Origin of the sequence: Bradyrhizobium sp. CCGUVB4N (genome assembly GCF_024199945.1) — a bacterium.
Lineage (GTDB): Bacteria > Pseudomonadota > Alphaproteobacteria > Rhizobiales > Xanthobacteraceae > Bradyrhizobium.
On sequence record NZ_JANADP010000001.1, the window covers coordinates 3306860 to 3325909 of the forward strand.

At 64.6% G+C, this 19050-nt stretch carries 15 protein-coding genes; 10 read left to right on the forward strand and 5 right to left on the reverse strand.

Annotated features, from left to right (window positions below; genetic code table 11):
• Positions 1 to 93: 93 nt before the first annotated feature.
• Positions 94 to 1824 carry a methyl-accepting chemotaxis protein gene (locus NLM31_RS14930; RefSeq protein ID WP_254192714.1) on the reverse strand — a complete coding sequence of 577 codons (1731 nt, stop codon included), beginning with the start codon at positions 1822 to 1824 and terminating at the stop codon, positions 94 to 96.
• Positions 1825 to 2044: 220 nt separating this feature from the next.
• On the opposite strand from NLM31_RS14930, the gene NLM31_RS14935 reads away from it, so the two are divergent.
• The 4 genes from NLM31_RS14935 (at position 2045) to NLM31_RS14950 (ending at position 8539) form a co-directional block, all read left to right on the forward strand.
• A complete protein-coding gene (locus tag NLM31_RS14935; protein ID WP_254192715.1) occupies positions 2045 to 3427 on the forward strand; it encodes an ethanolamine ammonia-lyase subunit EutB in 1383 nt (460 codons plus the stop codon).
• Between the two features lie 171 nt (positions 3428 to 3598).
• Positions 3599 to 5185 (forward strand): B12-binding domain-containing radical SAM protein, encoded by a 1587-nt coding sequence (locus tag NLM31_RS14940; protein ID WP_254130095.1) that lies wholly within the window; start codon positions 3599 to 3601, stop codon positions 5183 to 5185.
• On the forward strand, positions 5182 to 5967 hold the full coding sequence (gene eutC / locus NLM31_RS14945) for an ethanolamine ammonia-lyase subunit EutC (protein WP_254192716.1): 786 nt from the start codon (positions 5182 to 5184) through the stop codon (positions 5965 to 5967). Before NLM31_RS14940 ends, eutC begins: the two co-directional genes overlap by 4 nt.
• A 205-nt stretch (positions 5968 to 6172) precedes the next feature.
• Positions 6173 to 8539 carry an RND family transporter gene (locus tag NLM31_RS14950; RefSeq protein ID WP_254130097.1) on the forward strand — a complete coding sequence of 789 codons (2367 nt, stop codon included), beginning with the start codon at positions 6173 to 6175 and terminating at the stop codon, positions 8537 to 8539.
• A 26-nt stretch (positions 8540 to 8565) separates the two neighbouring features.
• Here NLM31_RS14950 and NLM31_RS14955 read toward each other — a convergent pair whose 3' ends face one another.
• Both NLM31_RS14955 and NLM31_RS14960 read right to left on the reverse strand, forming a co-directional pair.
• Positions 8566 to 9423, reverse strand: coding sequence for a hypothetical protein (locus tag NLM31_RS14955; protein WP_375167486.1), 858 nt, complete (start codon positions 9421 to 9423; stop codon positions 8566 to 8568).
• Between the two features lie 64 nt (positions 9424 to 9487).
• Positions 9488 to 9985, reverse strand: coding sequence for a hypothetical protein (locus tag NLM31_RS14960; RefSeq protein WP_254135329.1), 498 nt, complete (start codon positions 9983 to 9985; stop codon positions 9488 to 9490).
• Between the two features lie 478 nt (positions 9986 to 10463).
• Between NLM31_RS14960 and NLM31_RS14965 the strand changes: the two genes are divergently transcribed.
• From NLM31_RS14965 to NLM31_RS14990, 6 genes are all read left to right on the forward strand, one after another.
• Positions 10464 to 10697 carry a hypothetical protein gene (locus tag NLM31_RS14965; protein ID WP_188101991.1) on the forward strand — a complete coding sequence of 78 codons (234 nt, stop codon included), beginning with the start codon at positions 10464 to 10466 and terminating at the stop codon, positions 10695 to 10697.
• Positions 10698 to 10888: 191 nt separating this feature from the next.
• Positions 10889 to 11773: a squalene synthase HpnC gene (hpnC, locus tag NLM31_RS14970; protein WP_254192718.1), complete on the forward strand. Its 885-nt coding sequence runs from the start codon at positions 10889 to 10891 to the stop codon at positions 11771 to 11773.
• The gene (gene hpnD, locus NLM31_RS14975) at positions 11763 to 12602 is read left to right on the forward strand and encodes a presqualene diphosphate synthase HpnD (protein ID WP_254192719.1); all 840 of its coding nucleotides are present in this window, start codon (positions 11763 to 11765) and stop codon (positions 12600 to 12602) included. Before hpnC ends, hpnD begins: the two co-directional genes overlap by 11 nt.
• Positions 12602 to 13858, forward strand: a complete 1257-nt coding sequence (gene hpnE, locus NLM31_RS14980) for a hydroxysqualene dehydroxylase HpnE (protein WP_254192720.1) — start codon at positions 12602 to 12604, stop codon at positions 13856 to 13858. The genes hpnD and hpnE overlap by 1 nt, the downstream gene beginning before the upstream one ends.
• 50 nt (positions 13859 to 13908) lie before the next feature.
• Positions 13909 to 15861: a squalene--hopene cyclase gene (shc, locus tag NLM31_RS14985; RefSeq protein WP_254192721.1), complete on the forward strand. Its 1953-nt coding sequence runs from the start codon at positions 13909 to 13911 to the stop codon at positions 15859 to 15861.
• On the forward strand, positions 15858 to 16607 hold the full coding sequence (locus NLM31_RS14990) for a phosphorylase (protein ID WP_254130103.1): 750 nt from the start codon (positions 15858 to 15860) through the stop codon (positions 16605 to 16607). Before shc ends, NLM31_RS14990 begins: the two co-directional genes overlap by 4 nt.
• A 78-nt stretch (positions 16608 to 16685) precedes the next feature.
• On the opposite strand, the gene hpnH is transcribed toward NLM31_RS14990, so the two are convergent.
• The gene (gene hpnH, locus NLM31_RS14995) at positions 16686 to 17846 is read right to left on the reverse strand and encodes an adenosyl-hopene transferase HpnH (protein WP_254192722.1); all 1161 of its coding nucleotides are present in this window, start codon (positions 17844 to 17846) and stop codon (positions 16686 to 16688) included.
• Between the two features lie 35 nt (positions 17847 to 17881).
• The gene (ispH, locus tag NLM31_RS15000; RefSeq protein WP_254135330.1) at positions 17882 to 18808 is read right to left on the reverse strand and encodes a 4-hydroxy-3-methylbut-2-enyl diphosphate reductase; all 927 of its coding nucleotides are present in this window, start codon (positions 18806 to 18808) and stop codon (positions 17882 to 17884) included.
• Between the last annotated feature and the right edge of the window lie 242 nt (positions 18809 to 19050).

The following is a 19050-nucleotide window of genomic DNA, read 5'->3' on the forward strand; positions in this document are numbered from 1 at the left end:
GTGCTGCGCGGGGCTTGCCGCGCCTACTGTGCATGGGGTTGTTTTCGCGTTTTTGGTTTGAGCGGCCTGCCCGGAGCCGGCAGACGCCCGCGATCACCCGGCCTTGGCGATGCGGCTGTCCGAGCGCAGGTTCTGGAAGAATTTTTCCACCTCGCGCGACAGCGTGTCCGCCGTCGCGGTCAGGCTGCTTGCCGCCGTCAGCACCGAGGTGGCTGCCGTGTCGGTCTCGCCGATGGCGTCGCGCAGCGAAGTGATGTTGGCGACCAGCGTCTCGTTGCCCTGGGCTGCCGATTGCGCGTTGGATGAGATCTCGCGCGTCGCCGCATCCTGTTGGCCGACGGCGCCGGCAATCGCCGATGTCACCTCGTTGATCTCGCGCACCGCGCCGCCGATCTCGCGGACGGCGTCGACCGCGTTACGGGTGGAGGACTGGATCATCGCGACGTTCTCGCTGATGTCGGCGGTCGCCTTCGCGGTCTGGCCGGCCAGTGCCTTCACTTCATGCGCGACGACGGCAAAGCCGCGGCCGGCATCGCCGGCGCGGGCGGCCTCGATGGTGGCGTTGAGCGCGAGCAGGTTGGTCTGCTCGGCGATCGTCTGGATCAGGGTCAGCACGCCGTCGATGCGCTGCGTGGCGGCTGCGAGGCTCTCGATCTCGGCGATCGATTTTTCGGTGCGCTGGCCGGTCTGCTCGACGGCGCTGGCGGACTGCCGCACCTGGCGGCCGATCTCTTCCACCGACGCCGACAGTTCCTCGGCCGCACCCGCCACCGCGGTGACGTTGTTTGAAGCCTGCTCGGTGGCGCTGGCCGCCGTGCCGGCGCGGCTGTTGGCATCCGCGGTGACGCGGGTGATGGTCTGCGCAGTCTCGCGCATGACGGAGGCGTTGTCGCTCAGCCCGCGCATGATCGCGCCGATCGCCTCGCGGAACGCGTCGACCGACTGCTCGATGTGGCGAGCGCGCTCTTCGCGTGCCGCGGAATCCCGCGAGACCTGCGAGGCGAGGTTGCGGTTGCGGCCCATCGCGTCCTGGAACACCTCGATGGCGCGGGCCAGCGCGCCGATCTCGTCGGCGCGGCCGGAGTGCGGCACCACGATGTTCTCGGCGCCGTCGGCAACCTGCTTGATGGTCGCGGTGATCGCGGCGAGTGGCCGCGCGATCGAGCGGGCGATGATGATGATGCCGATCACGACCAGCGCCAGCGCGACGCCGCCGAGGCAGGTCAGCACGAAGGACAGCGTGCGGTTGGTCTCGGTCTCGCGTGCGATCTGCCTGGCGCGCTCGGCATAGACCTTGGAGAGCGCCTCGAGATCCTTGTTCAGCGCGGAGCGCACGGCGCGGTTGGCGTCGTTGTCGCCCCATTCGCGGCCCGCGGCCGCATTGATCTCGACGCCGCGGCGCACGAGCTCCTTGCGGAAGTCGACGAACTGCTCGATGCGCTTCTTGAAGGTGGCGAACTGCTCGGAATCGTCGGCCTTGACGATGGTCTCCCAGCCTTTCACCACATTGAGGATCTGCTCGTTGAACTTGAGCAGGCCCTCGCCGTATTTCTTCACCACCGCCGGCTCGCTCGACATGTAGACGCCGCGCGACTCCATCACGACCGCATAGACCAGCGAGTTGACGCGCTCGACGTTCAGCGCCGCCGCATTGGCCGTCTCGATCGCACTGGTCAGCTCGGCACTGCGGCGGCTGTTGTAGTCGGACAGCATGGCGATCGCCGCGGTGAGCAGGGCGAACAGCGCGAAGATCGCATAGAGCTTGGTCGCCAGCGAGAAGCGGCCGGCCAGGCCGGCGGCATTCCCAGATCGGTCTGATGTCATGGTGCAGGAGTCCGAATGGCCGGGAGTGGCCGGACGCGCGGTCGTCAAAAAATGATGCAAAACTATGCAGAATGAAGATGGACGCGGCGTTAACGCGGCCCTGGGCCCCCTTCGCCCTTCGTCGAAGGAAAGGTAAGATATTTCAGCGTCTTGATCCGGGGGTATAGTCTTCGGATCGCCTTGGAGTCGGTCACTGGCCGATGAACCTGCGGAGCTGCCTTTGGTCTACCGCCATACGATCGACGCCACGACCTACACCTTCCCCGACCTGCGCGACCTCCTCGCCAAGGCGACGCCGCCGCGCTCCGGCGACCGGCTGGCCGGCATTGCCGCGGGGACCGCCGAGCAGATGATTGCCGCGCGGATGGCGCTGGCGGACGTTCCCTTAAGTCAATTCCTCAACGAGGCCGTCATCCCCTACGAGGCCGACGAGGTCACCCGCCTCGTCATCGACAGCCATGACGCCAGGGCGTTTGCCCCCGTGGCCTCGCTGACGGTCGGCGCCTTCCGCGACTGGCTGCTGTCTGACGCCGCCACGCCGGAGGTCCTGCGCAAGCTCGCGCCCGGCATCACGCCGGAGATGGCGGCCGCGGTCTCGAAACTGATGCGCAACCAGGACCTGATCCTGGCGGCGCGGAAATGCGAGGTCGTTACCGCCTTCCGCAACACCATCGGCCTGAAGGGCCGGATGAGCACGCGGCTGCAGCCCAACCATCCCTTCGACGATGCCAGGGGGATCACCGCCTCGATCCTCGACGGGCTGCTGCTCGGGGCCGGCGATGCCTGCATCGGCATCAATCCGGCGAGCGACGATCCGGCCGTCATCGCGCAATTGCTGCGGCTCCTGGACGAGATCATCGCGCGGCTGAAGATCCCGACCCAAAGCTGCGTGCTGACCCATGTCACCACGACGCTTTCGCTGATCGGGCAGGGCGTGCCGGTCGACCTCGTCTTCCAGTCGGTCGCCGGCACCGAGGCCGCCAACCGCAGCTTCGGCATCGACCTCGCATTGCTGAAGGAGGCGCACGAGGCCGGGCTGTCGCAAAAGCGCGGCACAGTCGGCGAGAACGTGATGTATTTCGAGACCGGGCAGGGCTCGGCGCTGTCGGCCAATGCCCACCACGGCGTCGACCAGCAGACCTGCGAGGCGCGCGCCTATGCGGTCGCCCGTGCCTATGCGCCGTTGCTGGTCAACAGCGTGGTCGGCTTCATCGGCCCGGAATATCTCTATGACGGCAAGGAGATCATCCGGGCGGGACTGGAGGATCATTTCTGCGGCAAGCTGCTCGGCCTGCCGCTCGGCATCGACATCTGCTACACCAACCATGCCGAGGCGGACCAGGACGACATGGACAACCTCCTGACGCTGCTCGCGGCTGCCGGCGTCACCTTCATCATGGGGGTGCCCGGCGCCGACGACGTCATGCTGAACTACCAGTCCACCTCCTTCCACGATGCGCTCTATGTCCGCGATGTCTTCGGCGCGGCCCGTGCGCCCGAGTTCGACGACTGGCTGGTCCAGACCGGGATCGCGGGTCCCGACTTCCGGCTTGCCCGCGACGCAGGCCTGTTGCCCGATTTCGCCTCCCGGTTGATCGCATGACCAAAAATCGCGCGAAAAACTTCCATCTGCCGCCGTGAACCGGGGAAACCATTGGTGCGTCTCACGAATTAGTTCGATGCCACAATATTGAGGAATTCCGGTTGCAGCGTTACGCTATGTGTCTGGAGACCTCGTCAGTACCGTTCGTGGAACGTGGTTGGGGGAAGTTCGATGCGCGCTGAAAGCAACGGAACGAGCCGGCATATTCTCTGCGTCTTCCCGCGTTACACCTCATCTTTCGGCACCTTCGAGCATTCCTATCCGCTGACCGACGGCGTCCGCGCTTTCATGCCGCCGCAGGGCCTGCTGCTGCTCGCGGCCTATCTGCCGAAGGAGTGGCAGGTCAAATTCGTCGACGAGAATCTTCGCCGCGCGACGAAGGAAGAGTTCGAATGGGCGGAGGCCGTCTTCGTCAGTGGCATGCACATCCAGCGCCAGCAGATGAACGACATCTGCCGCCGCGCCCATGAGTTCGACCTGCCGGTTGCGCTCGGCGGTCCGTCGGTCAGCGCGTGCCCGGATTATTACCCGTCGTTCGACTATCTCCATGTCGGCGAGCTCGGCGACGCCACCAATCAGCTGTTCGAGATTTTGGCGCGCGATACGTCGCGCCCCGAGAGCCAAGTCGTGCTGACGACCAAGGACCGCGTGCCGATGACGGAGTTTCCGATCCCGGCCTATGAGCTCGCCGATGTGAAACGCTATTTCCTCGGCAGCATCCAGTATTCCAGCGGCTGTCCCTATGAATGCGAGTTCTGCGACATCCCGGGCCTTTACGGTCGCAATCCGCGCATCAAGTCGCCTGAGCAGATCATCGCCGAGCTCGATCGCTTGCGCGAATGCGGCATGACCGACACTGTCTACTTCGTCGATGACAATTTCATCGGCAACCGCAAGGCAGCGTTGGATCTCTTACCGCACCTCATCGAATGGCAGAAGAAGACCGGTTACGTCGTGCGGCTTGCCTGCGAGGCGACGCTCAACATCGCCAAGCGTCCCGAGATCCTCAAGAAGATGCGTGAGGCCTATTTCATCACCATCTTCTGCGGCATCGAGACGCCGGACCCCGACGCGCTGAAGGCGATGCACAAGGACCACAACATGATGGTCCCGATCCTGGAGGGCGTGCGCACCATCAACTCCTACGGGATGGAGGTGGTGTCCGGCATCATCATGGGGCTCGACACCGACAAGCCGAACACGTCGGAGGCTCTGCTCGCCTTCGTCGAGGAGTCCCGGATTCCGTTGCTCACGATCAACCTGCTTCAGGCGCTGCCGAAGACGCCGCTATGGGACCGATTGGAGAAGGAAGGACGACTGGTCGATGACGAGGGGCGCGATTCCAACGTCAACTTCCTGCTGCCTTATGACGATGTCGTCGCATCCTGGAAGCACGCCATGAGCGTCGCTTACGAGCCCGAGAAGGTCTATGCGCGCTTCCAGTATCAATGCGACGAGGTTTATCCCCATCGCCTCAAGATGCCGGTGCCGGACGAGATGAAGACCTGGCCGAACATCAGGCGCGGGCTCGTCATGCTGCGCAATATCTTCTGGAAGGTCGGCGTGCTCGGCGACTACCGGCGGGTGTTCTGGAAGTTCGCGCTGGGGCGGATCCGCCGCGGTGACATCGAAGGCCTGATCGGCTGCACCTTGATCGCGCATCACCTCATCACCTTTGCGCGCGCGGCATCGAGCGGCAAGCAGAACGCGTCGAACTATTCGATCCGGCTGCGCGAAGCGTCCGTTCCCGCCGAATGAGCGACAAGCCCGTCCCGGCGCGCCCGACCGTCGACCTGCGATCGTTCACGCCCGCGCGCGTCGCGCTCGGGCGCAGTGGCGCGAGCCTGCCGACCAAACCGCTGCTCGACTTCACGCTGGCCCATGCCCGTGCCCGCGATGCCGTGCACGCCGCCTTCGACGCGCCGGGTCTGGTCGCCGGGGTGAGGGCGCTCGGCCTTGGTGTCACCGAGGTCACGAGCCGGGCGGCCGATCGCGGGGACTATCTGCGCCGGCCGGATCTCGGACGGCAGCTCGATGCCGGCTCCGCCGCGGCGCTGGCGGATGGCGCCATCGCGCCGTGCCAGCTTGCGATTGTCATCGGCGACGGACTGTCTGCGGCGGCGGTCCATGCCCATGCAGTCGCGCTGCTGCAAAGCCTGCTGCCGCTGCTCGGCGAAGGCGACGCTGTCGCGATCGGCCATGTCGTCGTCGCCTTAGGCGCGCGGGTTGCGCTCGGCGACGAGATCGGGGCCATTCTCGGGGCGCGCATGGTTTTGATGCTGATCGGCGAGCGGCCGGGCCTGTCCGCGCCCGACAGCCTTGGTGCCTATCTGACCTTCGCGCCGAAGCCCGGACTGACCGATGCGGAGCGCAACTGCGTGTCGAACATCCACAAGGCTGGGTTGAGCCATCATGAGGCCGCGCTCAAGATCGCCTGGCTGGTCCGCGAGGGACTGGCGCGGGAGGTCACGGGCGTGGCGCTCAAGGACGAGAGCGGGGACCGCGCGCCGCGTCGAATCGGCACGGCTTTGCCCGAATGACGGGCAATTCGGCAAAATCGCCGCATCTTGATCGATTTGGAGACCCTTGGCGTGCTTGCGAGTCGGGCTCATCACCTGCTAAACCGCTGCCGGCGATTTTCCGCGCATTTTCAACGGGCAAGCCTCCCATTGGTATGGCGTTTTCAAGCCGTTCGCGGGGCGCAATAAGCTCACTGACCGAACCGATTTAGGAACTGGACAAGGCATGCTCGAAAAGCACCGCGAGAATGAGGTTCATGTCGACAAGGTCGAGCAGGGGCCTACGTCCTCCATCGCCTTCGGGCTGGAGCGCATCGGGCTGATTGCAGTCCGCGCGCCGATCGTCTCCTGCATCATCCTGCTCGCGCTGATCGTTGCCGCGGTGTTCGGCATCTATCGGATCAAGATCGACGATTCGCTGTCGCAGCTGTTCCGCTCCAACACACCGGAATTCCGCCAGTATGAAGCGGTGACCAAGAAGTTCCCGGCAGAGGAATTCGACGTCCTCGTCGTGGTCGAAGGCCAGAAACTCCTGGCACGGAAGAACCTCGAGAAGCTGCGCGACTTCGTCACCGACATGCAGCTGGTCGAAGGCACCCGCGGCCTGGTCTCGCTGTTCTCGGCGCGCCAGGCGCCGGCGCCGGGCAAGTTGCCGGCCGCGTTGTTCCCGGCCGAGCTGCCCGAAGGCGCGGCCTATGACCAGTTCATCGAGACCGTCAAAAACAACGAGATCATCCGCGGCAAGCTCTTGTCCGAGGACGGTACGCTCGCGCTGATCGTGCTGTCGCTCGATCCGGCAGTGGTCGCCTCCAACAAGCTCACCAAGACCGTTGGCGACATCCGCGCATTGATGAAGGAGGATCTCGGCGACACCGGGCTCAGCGTGCAGCTCTCCGGCGTGCCGGTGATGCAGCTCGAGATCCGCAACGCGGTCGAGCGCGACGGCCTCACCTACAACATCCTCGGCATTCTCGCCGGCTGCGTCATCGCCATCATCTTCTTCCGCAAGATCTCGTTCATGGTGGTGGCGGCGTTCCCCCCGATGATCGCGATCCTGATTGCACTCGGCGCGCTCGGCTGGGCGAATTTCAATCTCAACATGTTCCTGAACGTGATGACGCCGCTCATCATGGTGATCTCGTTCTCGGACTCGATGCAGCTCACCTTTGCCGCGCGTGACCGGCTGATCGCGGGCCAGGACAAGTTCACCGCGTTCAAGAATGCGGTGCTGGTGGTGGGCCCGGCCTGCGTGCTGACGCATGGCACCGCCGGCATTTCCTTCATCGCGCTCCAGTTCTCCGATTCCGACCTGATCCGCAAATTCGGTGAAGCAGGCCTCGCCGCGACCATCATCGCGCTGGTTACGGTGCTGTCGCTGGTGCCGGTGTTCGGCGTGCTGTTCGTACGCAACGAGAAGCTCTTTGCGGTCAAGTTCCAGAGCGCGGATGCCGGCGTGCAGGCGCTGCGCAATTTCTGCTACTGGATCGCGGTGCGCATGGTCGGCCGGCCCGGCCTGTTCAGCCTGATCGCGCTGGTGTTCGTCGCTGGCCTCGGCGTCGTCTACGCCAATCTTCAGCCGCGCTACCGGCTCGCCGACCAGGTGCCCGACAAGCGCCAGGCGGTCGCCGCCAGCAACCGGCTCGACGCCAAGCTCACCGGCGCGAATCCGGTCAACGTCCTGATCCAGCTTCCCAAGGGCGAAACGCTCTACTCGCCGGAAACGCTGCAAACCATCGCCGACGTGCATGCGACCGTGGAGAAGGCGGCCGGCGTGGGCAATGTCTGGTCGCTGGAGACGCTGCGCCGCTGGCTGGCGGAAAAGGCCGGCAGCGACGATGTCGCAACTCTCAAGGAATATGTGAACGTCATTCCCGAGCATCTGGTGCGACGCTTCATCGATGCCGAGCAGGATGCGGTGGTCGTGGCCGGCCGCGTGCCGGACAAGGATTCCAGCCAGCTCCTGCCGATCGTCGACAAGCTCGACTCCGAGCTCGACGCCGTCCGCAAGAAGCACCCCGGCTACGAGGTTGCCGTCACCGGTCTCGCCGCCATCGCCGCACGCAATTCGGCCGGCATGATCGAGAAGCTGAACCGCGGCCTCACCGTCGAATTCGCGTTGGTCGCGATCTTCATTGGCCTCGCCTTCCGTTCCTGGGTGGTGATGTTTGCCTGCATCCTGCCGGGCATCTTCCCGGTGGTGATGTCGGGAACGGTGCTGTGGGCGATGGGCGAGGGGTTGCAATTCGCCAGCGTCGTCGCGCTCACCGTCTCGTTCGGCTTGGGCCTGAGCGCCACCATCCACTTCCTCAATCGCCTGCGATTGGAGAGCAAGCCGGGCGTCGGTTCGGCGCTGGCGGTCGAACGGGCGACCGTGCTGGTCGGCCCGGCGCTGATCCTGACCACGGTGGTCCTGGCCAGTGGCCTCGTCGTCACCGTGTTCTCGGACCTGCCATCGCTTCGGCTGTTCGGCTGGCTCAGCGCCTTCTCGATGGTGGCGGCGCTGGTGGCCGACCTCTTCATCCTGCGGCCGACCGCGATGTGGCTGATCAACCTGCACGCCAAGCTTCACGGCCCCGACAAGCCGGCGATCTGAGCGGGGCGGCAGACGCCGCCTCACGCTCACGCGTCGATGCGAACGATCCCGTACGGGTTGAACTTGAAATCGTCCTGGGCGTAATCCTGTTCTCGTGAGAGCGTGAGCTTGCGATCGCGCAGCGTCGCGTCGATGCCACGTTCAGCCATCGCGTCGGCGATCTCGTCCATGAGCTTCACCGCGTCGCGATCGCTGCCGCGCGCTTTCGGCACATAGATCTCCGGCAGCCCGACGAGATGGAAGCCAACGCTTTCGTTGTAGGCCGCGCCTCCGAGCGGGCGCTTGGCGAAGGCGAGGCGACAGGTCCGCCCCATCGCGGCCGTGAGGGCGAGGCCCTGGTTCGTCTTCGCCGCCGCCTTGCACTCGCCGGCCAACTGCATCCACCGCTTGATCCCGTGGGCGACGCCCGCGCTCTCCCCCTTCACGGCGGTGGCTCCGGCCTCGATCAGCTCTTCGACGATACGCAAGGCCGCGGCCGAATAGGCGACCGCCTTCTGCTGCTCCATCGGCGGGCTCAGCACGTAGAGCACGGATTTGTGGTTGGCGACGGCGGCCTCGTCGGCGGCGGACCACGCATTGGGAAAGACGCGGTCCCAGCAGACCCCGAACGATCGCGTCATATGCGGATCGGACTGCGCCTGCGAATAGGTGCGGTCGATCTCGAAACCGAAATCGGTGATCGTCTTTGCGACCGCTTTCGGCGGATGCAGCAGGCTTTCATCCTTGCCGAGGAAACAAAGCACGTGACGCGGTTTCACTGACGAAGCCGACATATCCGCTCCTCCCTGGGGTGGCGGTTGATCGTTGGCCCGGGCACGGTGAGTTGCGAGGAGCCCAACTCCCCAACCAAGTCCCCAAAGCAGCTGTCTGCGAAATCGGTCCATGTCAGTAAAAAGCCCCCGGCTCGCGAAAACCGGGGGCGTGTTCTCTTGAAAGCGGGAAGGGCGATCAGCCCTTCGTCATCGTGATGTTGACGCCGCGGATCTCACCCTTCGACGAGATCTGCACGGTCTGTTTGGAGCCGTTGGTGCGCAGCGACAGATTGGCGGCGAAACCATTGGCCTCGACGAACACGTCGATCTGACCGCCGCCGGCGGTGCCCTGCAAATTGCCGAATATGTTGCGGTTGGACTCGCTCCAGTTGCCGGAGATCCGCTCGCCCTGGCTCGTCACGTCGCTGGTGAGGTCGAACTTGTAGCTGTCGGACGCGCAGTGCAGCGCCTGCTTGAGGTTGAGGCCCGTGCCGGCAACCTTGTAATCCGCCTTGCATCGGATGCGCTCGGTCGAGCCGTCCGACAGATTCACGGTGCCGGTCCCGGTCCACGCCCCGTCGAAGCCGGCGAACGGCCCGGACGACTGAGCGTGGCTTGCCGCAACTGAGAAGAGCAGCGCCGCACCAATGCCGGCCGCCTTGATTGCCAGTTCAGATCGCCCAAAGAATTTCATCATCAATATCCCGTTTTGGAACCACGTCCGTTCATGACAGGACGTCTCGCCACATCGAAAGTTTAGTGTTGTGAGCCCGTGTCAGGTTCAAGAGCCTGCGTCGGGTTCAAGGCCTGGCCGCCCACAATGTCGGGCTCGCGGAGCGGTCTTGCCACGAGCTGTCCCCGGATTTCCTCTGTTTCCATGTATTTCTGGCCGAAATGGCCGCTCGGACAGATGCAGCTCTGCAACAGGTATGCAGTAAAACGCCGCTTGCCCGAATTATGACGTAGTATCAAACCCTTACATCTGCCAATGAAGACCGAGGGAAGACCTGATTTGGTAGGCGCGGCGCCAATTTGGCCGCATTTACCAGCGCTTGTGCCTTCTCCGGTGCCGCTCTTTCCGCGGCAACTTGCCATCAGAACAATCCGTTCCCGTCGTCCGCCCTGTGCTGTCCGGGATTGGTGAGATTCTGCCGTCAGAATGAAGGAATACAATGCGTAAGCTTCTCGTCGCCCTCACCGTGCTGTCGGCAACCCTGTCCACGGCTGCGTTCGCCCAGCAGGGGCGTGGCACGGACGCCGAGCAGAAGGCCTGCACGCGCGACGTGCAGAAGTTCTGCCGTCCGGTCATCGACCAGGGCGATTTCACCATCCTGGCCTGCCTCAAGGAGAACCGGGCCAAGATCTCGCAGGCCTGCGACCAGGTCCTGAAGAACCACAACCAGTAAGCTCGGCCACTGGCCCACAAAGGCGGCCGTGGGGCCGCCTTTTTCAGGCCGGATCCGCAGGGCTGCCATCGAGAGACAGGATTGGTTTTGCGGCCGTATTCCCCTATATGGGGGCCGCGGCGGCGTCGCTGGCATGAGCCCGCGCGAGCGCAAAAGCCCTTCCTGTCCAAACGATTGTTGATCAGCCCTCGATGACCTCTGCGAGCGAATTGCGATCCGGCAAGGGTGACCGCGACGAGAATTTTCCCGTCGCGTCCTGGATCATTCATCCGCGTCATCGCGCGCTGATTCTGGCGTATTACAATTTCGTCCGCACGGCCGACGACATCGCCGACCACGCAACCTTGCCGGCGGACGAAAAGCTTCGCTATCTCGACCTGCTCGAGGCGGAACTGCTCGGCAAGGGCGACACCCAGGCTGAAGCCGTTGCGCTGCGGCGTGCGCTCGCCGAACGTGGCATGGCGCCCCGCCACGCGCTCGACGTGCTCATCGCGTTCCGCATGGACGTGACGAAACTGCGCTACGAGAACTGGGACGAGGTCATCCACTATTGCCGCTATTCGGCGATGCCGGTCGGCCGATTCATGCTCGACGTCCATGGCGAGAGCACCTCGACCTGGGCCGCGTCGGATGCGCTCTGCGCGGGCCTTCAGATCAACAACCACCTCCAGGATTGCGGTAAGGATTTCCGCGAGCTCAATCGCGTCTATCTGCCGCGCGATGCCCTGGCCGCAAGCGGCGCCTCGGTCGAGCAGCTCGGACTTGCGCAGTCGCCGCCGGCGATGCTGGCCTGCCTCCAGGGGCTCGCCGTGCGCAACGAAGCGCTGCTGGGCGAGGGCAGGTCGTTAGCTGCGGAGATCCGGGATGTCCGCCTCGGCGTCGACGTTGCGGTGATCCAGGCCTATGCCGACCGCATCGTGCGCCTGCTCAAGGTGCGCGATCCCTTGCGCGAGCGCGTGCATCTGAACAAGTTTGAACTGCTCACCTTCAGCCTCGCCGGCATGATCGGCGAAGTCGGCCGCCGTGCGATCGGCCGCAAGGCCATCTCTAGTCCGGGGACTGCCCATGACGCTTGAGGCGACCGCGCCCAGCGCCAATTATGGATCGTCCGCATCGAACAGCTCCTTCTACGCTGCGATGCGCATCCTGCCGCGCGACCAGCGCGAGGCGATGTTCCAGATCTACAGCTTCTGCCGCCAGGTCGACGACATCGCCGATTCCGACGGCCCGCGCGACGAGCGGCTCGCCGCGCTCCAGGAATGGCGCAACGACATCGACGCGCTCTACCAGGGCAATCCGCCGCCGCGGTTGAAGGACTACGTCACCTCGGTGAAGACCTTCGGGCTGAAGCGCGAGGATTTTCTCGCCATCGTCGACGGCATGGAGATGGACGTGCCGCAGGACATCCGCGCACCCGACATGGCGACGCTGGATCTCTATTGCGATCGCGTTGCCAGCGCCGTCGGACGGCTGTCGGTGCGGGTGTTCGGCCTGCCGGAAGAGGACGGCATCCAGCTCGCTTATCACCTGGGGCGCGCGCTGCAGCTCACCAACATCCTGCGCGACATCGACGAAGATGCCACGCTCGGCCGGCTCTATCTGCCGCGCGAGGCGCTGCTGCATGCCGGCATCACCTCCAACGATCCGAACCGCGTGATCGCCGAGCGCGGGCTGCCGAAAGTCTGCCTGCCGCTGACGCAGCGCGCCAAGGCACATTTCGAGAAGTCGGACGAGATCATGAATCGCAACAGGCGCCGCGCGGTGCGCGCGCCGCGGATCATGTCGAAGTACTATCACGCCATCCTGGACCTCCTGATCGCGCGCGGCTTCAACGCGCCGCGCGAGCCGGTGCGTGTGTCGAAGGTCACACGCTTCGCGATCCTGTTCCGCTACGCTTTCATCTGATGCAAAACACAGCTCACATCATCGGCGCTGGAATTTCCGGCCTCTCCGCCGCTGTGCGGCTCGCCAATGCCGGCTTCAAGATCGCCGTGCACGAGGCGACGCACCAGGCCGGCGGCCGCTGCCGCTCTTATTTCGACGGCGCCACCAATCTCACCATCGACAACGGCAACCATCTGCTGCTGTCGGGCAACAGCCACGCGCGCGCCTATGCGCGGTCGATCGGCACCGAGGCGGGGCTGGTCGGTCCTGAAAGCGCGCAGTTTCCATTCGTCGACATCAAGACCGGGCAGCGCTGGCAGATCGATCTTGGTTCGGGCCGGCTACCGACCTGGGTGCTCGACGAGAGCCGCCGCGTGCCCGATACCGGACTCACCGATTATCTCAAGCTGGCTCCGCTGATCTGGGCGTCGGAACAGACGCTGGTCGGCAAGTCCATTCCTACCGAGGGCACGCTCTATCATCGCCTGGTGCAGCCGCTGCTGCTCGCCGCACTCAATGTCGATCCGCCCGAAGGTTCGGCCGGGCTGGCCGGTGCCATCGTGCGTGAGACGCTGCTTGCGGGCGGGCAGGCCTGCCGCCCGCTGATCGCGCGCGACGGCCTCAGCGCCGTGCTGATCGAGCCTGCCGTGAAATTCTTGGACGAGCGCGGCCACACCGTTCAGCTCGGCCATGAGCTGCGGTCCTTCATCACCAGCGACGGCAAGGTCAGCGCGCTGAATTTCGGCGGCGAGGATGTGGTCCAGCTTGCTGCGGGCGACGTGATCGTGATGGCGGTGCCGCCACGCGCGGCGACGAGCCTGCTGCCGGGCCTGACGGCGCCGACCGAATTCCGCGCCATTGTGAATGCGCATTTCCGCTTCGAGCCGCCGCCGGGCGCGGCGCCGATCCTGGGCGTCATCGGCGGCGTCGTCGAATGGCTGTTTGCGTTCCCGAACCGGCTCTCCGTCACCATCAGCAACGGCGACCGCCTCGTCGACATGCCGCGCGAGGAGCTCGCGCAGACGATCTGGAACGACGTCTGCGCGGCCGGCGGTGTCTCCGGCGAATTGCCGCCGTGGCAGATCGTGCGCGAGCGCCGTGCCACATTTGCGGCAACGCCGGCGCAGAATGCCCTGCGTCCGGGGCCGGTCACCGCGCTGAAAAACCTGTTCCTTGCCGGCGACTGGACTGCTACGGGATTGCCGGCAACGATCGAGGGATCGGTCCGGTCCGGTGATCGCGCCGCCGATCTGGTTTTGGCCGCAAAGCGGCCCTGACGGGCAATGTCCCCGTCACTTTCAATCGACACTCGGAGCAATCGAGCGACATGGATTCCGTGACCGCGACCAACCGCGAAGCTTTGGAATCGAGCATTGCGTCGGCCACGCAAGGCGTGCTCGGCCTTCAGCAATCCGACGGCCATTGGGTCTTCGAGCTCGAGGCCGACTGCACGATCCCGGCCGAATACGTCCTGCTGCGCCATTACCTCGCGGAGCCGGTCGACATCGCGCTCGAGGCCAAGATCGGCAACTATCTGCGTCGCATCCAGGGCGCCCATGGTGGCTGGCCGCTGGTGCATGACGGCGAGTTCGACATGAGCGCCAGCGTGAAGGCTTACTTCGCGCTGAAGATGATCGGCGATTCCGTGGACGCGCCACACATGGTGCGCGCGCGCGAGGCGATCCATTCCCGCGGTGGCGCCATCAACAGCAACGTCTTCACGCGCTTTCTGCTTGCGACGTTCGGCGTGGTGACCTGGCGCGCGGTGCCGGTGTTGCCGATCGAGATCGTGCTGCTGCCGTTCTGGTCGCCGTTCCACCTCAACAAGATCTCCTACTGGGCGCGCACCACCATGGTGCCGCTGATGGTCATCGCCGCGCTCAAGCCGCTGGCGCGGAATCCGAAGGGCGTCGGCATCGACGAATTGTTCCTGCAGGATCCGCGCTCGATCGGCATGACCGCCAAGGCGCCGCATCAGAGCATGGCCTGGTTCCTGCTGTTTCGTTCGCTCGATGCGATCCTGCGCGTCATCGAGCCGATGTTTCCGAAGAGCCTGCGCAAGCGCGCGATCGATGCCGCGCTCGCGTTCACCGAAGAGCGGCTCAATGGCGAGGACGGTATGGGCGCGATCTATCCGCCCATGGCCAACATCGTCATGATGTATGACGCGCTCGGCAAGGACGAGAACTTCCCGCCGCGCGCGATCACGCGGCGCGGCATCGACAAGCTGCTCGTGATCAAGGGCGACGAGGCCTACTGTCAGCCCTGCGTCTCGCCGGTGTGGGACACGACGCTCACCGCACATGCACTGCTCGAGGCCGGCGGTGACAAGGCGGTGCCTGCGGCGAAGCAGGGGCTCGACTGGCTGATCCCGAAGCAGGAACTCGAGGTGAAGGGCGACTGGGCGGTAAAGCGGCCCGACGTGCGTCCGGGCGGCTGGGCGTTCCAGTACAACAATGCCCATTACCCCGATCTCGACGACACCGCCGTCGTGGTGATGTCGATGGACCGCATGCGCCGCGAGCACGGAGCGACCGGCTATGACGCCGCGATCGACCGCGGCCGGGAGTGGATCGAGGGCATGCAGAGCGACGATGGCGGCTGGGCCGCCTTCGACGTCAACAACCTCGAATATTACCTGAACAACATCCCGTTCTCGGACCATGGCGCGCTGCTCGATCCGCCGACCGAGGACGTCACGGCGCGCTGCATCTCGATGCTGGCCCAGCTTGGCGAGACCGAGAAGACCAGCAAGCACGTCGCCGATGGTGTCGCCTATCTGCGCAAGACCCAGCACCCGGAAGGCTCCTGGTATGGCCGCTGGGGCATGAACTTCATCTATGGAACCTGGTCGGTGCTCTGCGCCCTCAACATGGCTGGAGTTCCCCGCAACGATCCCATGATGCGTAAGGCGTCCGACTGGCTGGCCTCGATCCAGAACGAGGACGGCGGCTGGGGCGAGGACGCCGTCAGCTACCGGCTGGACTACAAGGGTTGGGAACCCGCCCCGTCGACCGCCTCGCAAACGGCATGGGCCTTGCTTGCCCTGATGGCTGCTGGCGAGGTTGATCACCCGGCCGTCGCCCGCGGGGTGGAGTACTTGATTGCAACACAGAACGAAAAAGGACTGTGGGACGAGCAGCGGTACACCGCCACAGGCTTTCCCCGCGTGTTCTATCTGCGGTATCATGGTTACCCGAAGTTCTTCCCACTATGGGCGCTGGCGCGGTATCGGAACTTGCGGAACACCAACAGCAGGGTGGTAGGGGTCGGGATGTGACTTTGGGGACGGGGGACTATATTACCGCGGGTAATGCCATTGATCCGCGGCCGATTCTGATCGTGACCGGATTGGTTCAGGAGGCCCGCATTGCTGCCGGGCCCGGAATGGCGGTTATTTGCTCGTCGAGCAGCCCGACCCAGTTGCGTGCGCTGCTGACGGTGGTGGATCCCCAGACGATTCGTGGCGTGATCTCGTTCGGGGTGGCCGGTGGGCTCGACCCGACGCTGCGTTCCGGTGACGTCGTGGTGGCGACCGAGGTGCTCTCGGGCGACGCCCGCTGGGGTGCCGGCCTGTCGCTCAGCGACGACCTCATCGACAAGCTGACCTCCGGCCGCCGCCGGGTCGTGCGCGGTTCCCTGGCCGGTGCCGAGGAAGTGGTCACCGGGAGCTCCTGCAAGGCCGCGCTGCATTCGGAAACCGGTGCCTCCGCCGTCGACATGGAAAGCCACATAGCGGCCGCCTATGCCGCCGAAGCCGGCCTGCCGTTCGCCGCGGTCCGCGTCATCAGCGATCCCGCCCACCGCGCGCTGCCGGCACTGGCCCGCGCCGCCATCAAGCCGAACGGCCAGATCGACCTCGCGGCCGTCCTGCGCGGCATCGTCCGCAACCCGGCAACGCTCCACGCCCTGGTCTCGACCGGCATCGACTTCAATCGCGCGCTGCGCTCGCTTCGTGGCTGCCGCGACTTCCTGATCGGGACGGAGCTCGTGGAGAGCGAGGCCGCGGTTTCCGAGGCGGCCTGAGCGGTGTCTTCAAGCTGACAAAAGAAAAGGCCCGGTCGCACGACCGGGCCTTTTTGTTGTTCGTGCTGACTCGCCCGCTTACGCAGCAGTCGAAGCCTTCCGTGCGGCCTTGGCCTGAGCTGCCTCGGCTTCGTCCTTGCGGATCTCGGAGAGCTTCTTCTGGACCTGTTCCGAGAAGATGTACTGCGCCGGGCGCTGCTTCGACATGTCGATCTCCGGCACCATCGGGCCAGTGGTCTTGATGCCGCGCAGCGACACCCACATCGCCTTGATCGGGTTGTTGAGGGCTGCGGTCGCGGCCGTCGGCTCGTAGCCGCAATGGGCCATACAGTCGGCGCACTTCTCGTACTTGCCGGTGCCGTAGGTTTCCCAGTCGGTGGTGTCCATCAGCTCCTTGAAGGTTTTGGCGTAGCCTTCACCGAGGAGATAGCAGGGTTTCTGCCAACCGAAGATGTTGCGCGCGGGCATGCCCCACGGCGTGCACTCGTATTCCTGGTTGCCGGCGAGGAAGTCCAGGAACAGGCCGGAATGCATGAAATTCCACTTCTTGCCCTTGCCCATCGCAAAGACGTCGCGGAACAGCTTCTTGGTCTTGGTGCGGTTGAGGAAGTGCTCCTGGTCCGGCGCGCGCTCATAGGCGTAGCCGGGCGACATCGAGACGCCGACACCGAGCTCGACGGTGAGGTCGAGGAACTTTGCGATCTCCTCGGCCGGGTGGCCGTCGAAGATGGTGGCGTTGACGTTGACGGTGAAGCCGCGGGCCTTCGCCGCCTTGATCGCGGAGACGGCGCGGTCGAACACGCCCTTCTGCGACACCGCCTTGTCGTGATGGTCCTTCAGGCCGTCGAGATGCACGGAGAAGAACAGGTACGGGGAGGGCTCGAACAGGTCGAGCTTCTTCTCGAGCAGCAGCGCGTTGGTGCAGAGCGAGACGAACTTCTTGCGCGCGACCAGGCCGCGCACGATCTCGCCGATCTCCTTGTGGATCAGCGGCTCGCCGCCGGGGATCGCCACCATCGGCGCGCCGCACTCGTCGGCCGCGTCCCAGCACTCCTGTGCGGTCATGCGACGGTTGAGGATCGCATCCGGATAATCGATCTTGCCGCAGCCGACGCAGGCGAGGTTGCAGCGGAACAGCGGCTCCAGCATCAGCACGAGCGGATAGCGTTTGCGGCCAAGCAGTTTCTGCTTGAGCAAATAGCCGCCGATACGCATTTCCTTGAAGAAGGGGATTGCCATTACACGTTTCTTTCTGGGCTTGAAATTCGGGTAGGTCAGCTTGCAGCCAGTTGGGCCGGAAGCCTGAATTCGATGTTTTCCTCGCGGCCGGGGAGCACCGAGACCGTCACCGGTCCGATCCGCCGCAGCGCTTCGATCACGTCATCCACCAGCACCTCAGGCGCCGAGGCGCCGGCCGTGAGGCCGACGGTCCTGGCACCATTCAACCACTCCGGATTGAGCTCGCGGCCATCAGCGATCAGATAACTCGCGACGCCGGCTTCAGTGCCGATTTCGCGGAGCCGGTTCGAGTTCGAGCTATTGGCAGCACCCACCACCAAAATCACGTCAACCAGCTTGCTCAAGTCCCTTACCGCAGATTGGCGGTTCTGTGTCGCATAGCAGATATCCCGGATGTCTGGGCCTTGAATATCTGTAAATTTAGCTTGAAGGGCCTCGATAATGCCCTTGGTGTCGTCGACCGACAGCGTGGTCTGGGTGATGTAGGCCACTGGCGTATCCGCCGGCAGCGCCAGGGCCTTGGCCTCCTCGACGCTCTGGACCAGCAAAACGGGCCCGGGAACCTGGCCCATCGTGCCCTCGACCTCGGGGTGGCCGGCATGGCCGATCAGGACCAGGGTACGGCCCTTGGTGATGTAACGCTTCCCCTGATTGTGAACTTTCGTGACCAGGGGGCAGGTGGCGTTCAGCACCGGAAGGTCGCGGGCGGCGGCTTCTTCCTCGACGCTGCGGGCGACGCCATGGGCACTGAAAACGGTGACAGCCTTCGGTGGAACTTCGGACAGTTCCTCGACGAAGATCGCGCCCTTGTTCTTCAGGCTCTCGACGACGTATTTGTTGTGCACGATCTCATGGCGCACGTAGACCGGCGGCCCGTACTTCTGCAGGGCCTTTTCCACGATCTCGATCGCGCGCACCACGCCTGCGCAAAAGCCGCGCGGCTGCGCTAGATAAACTTCCATTGGACGCCCATCACGCAATTTGCACCAATCCGCTCAATTGTCCCGGCGGCACCCCGATAGGGCCAATGTTGCAATATCCGCACCATTGGTATCGCGACCGCGGTAACCGCCCACCCCATCTGGGCCCAGGCGCATGCAGGCACAGCACTTTGTGTCAAAAAATCGGCGGCAAGGAAAGGTGGAACAAGTCCAGCGGTTCCCGGCGACAACGATCTGAGGCATTATAATACCTCATTTCGACT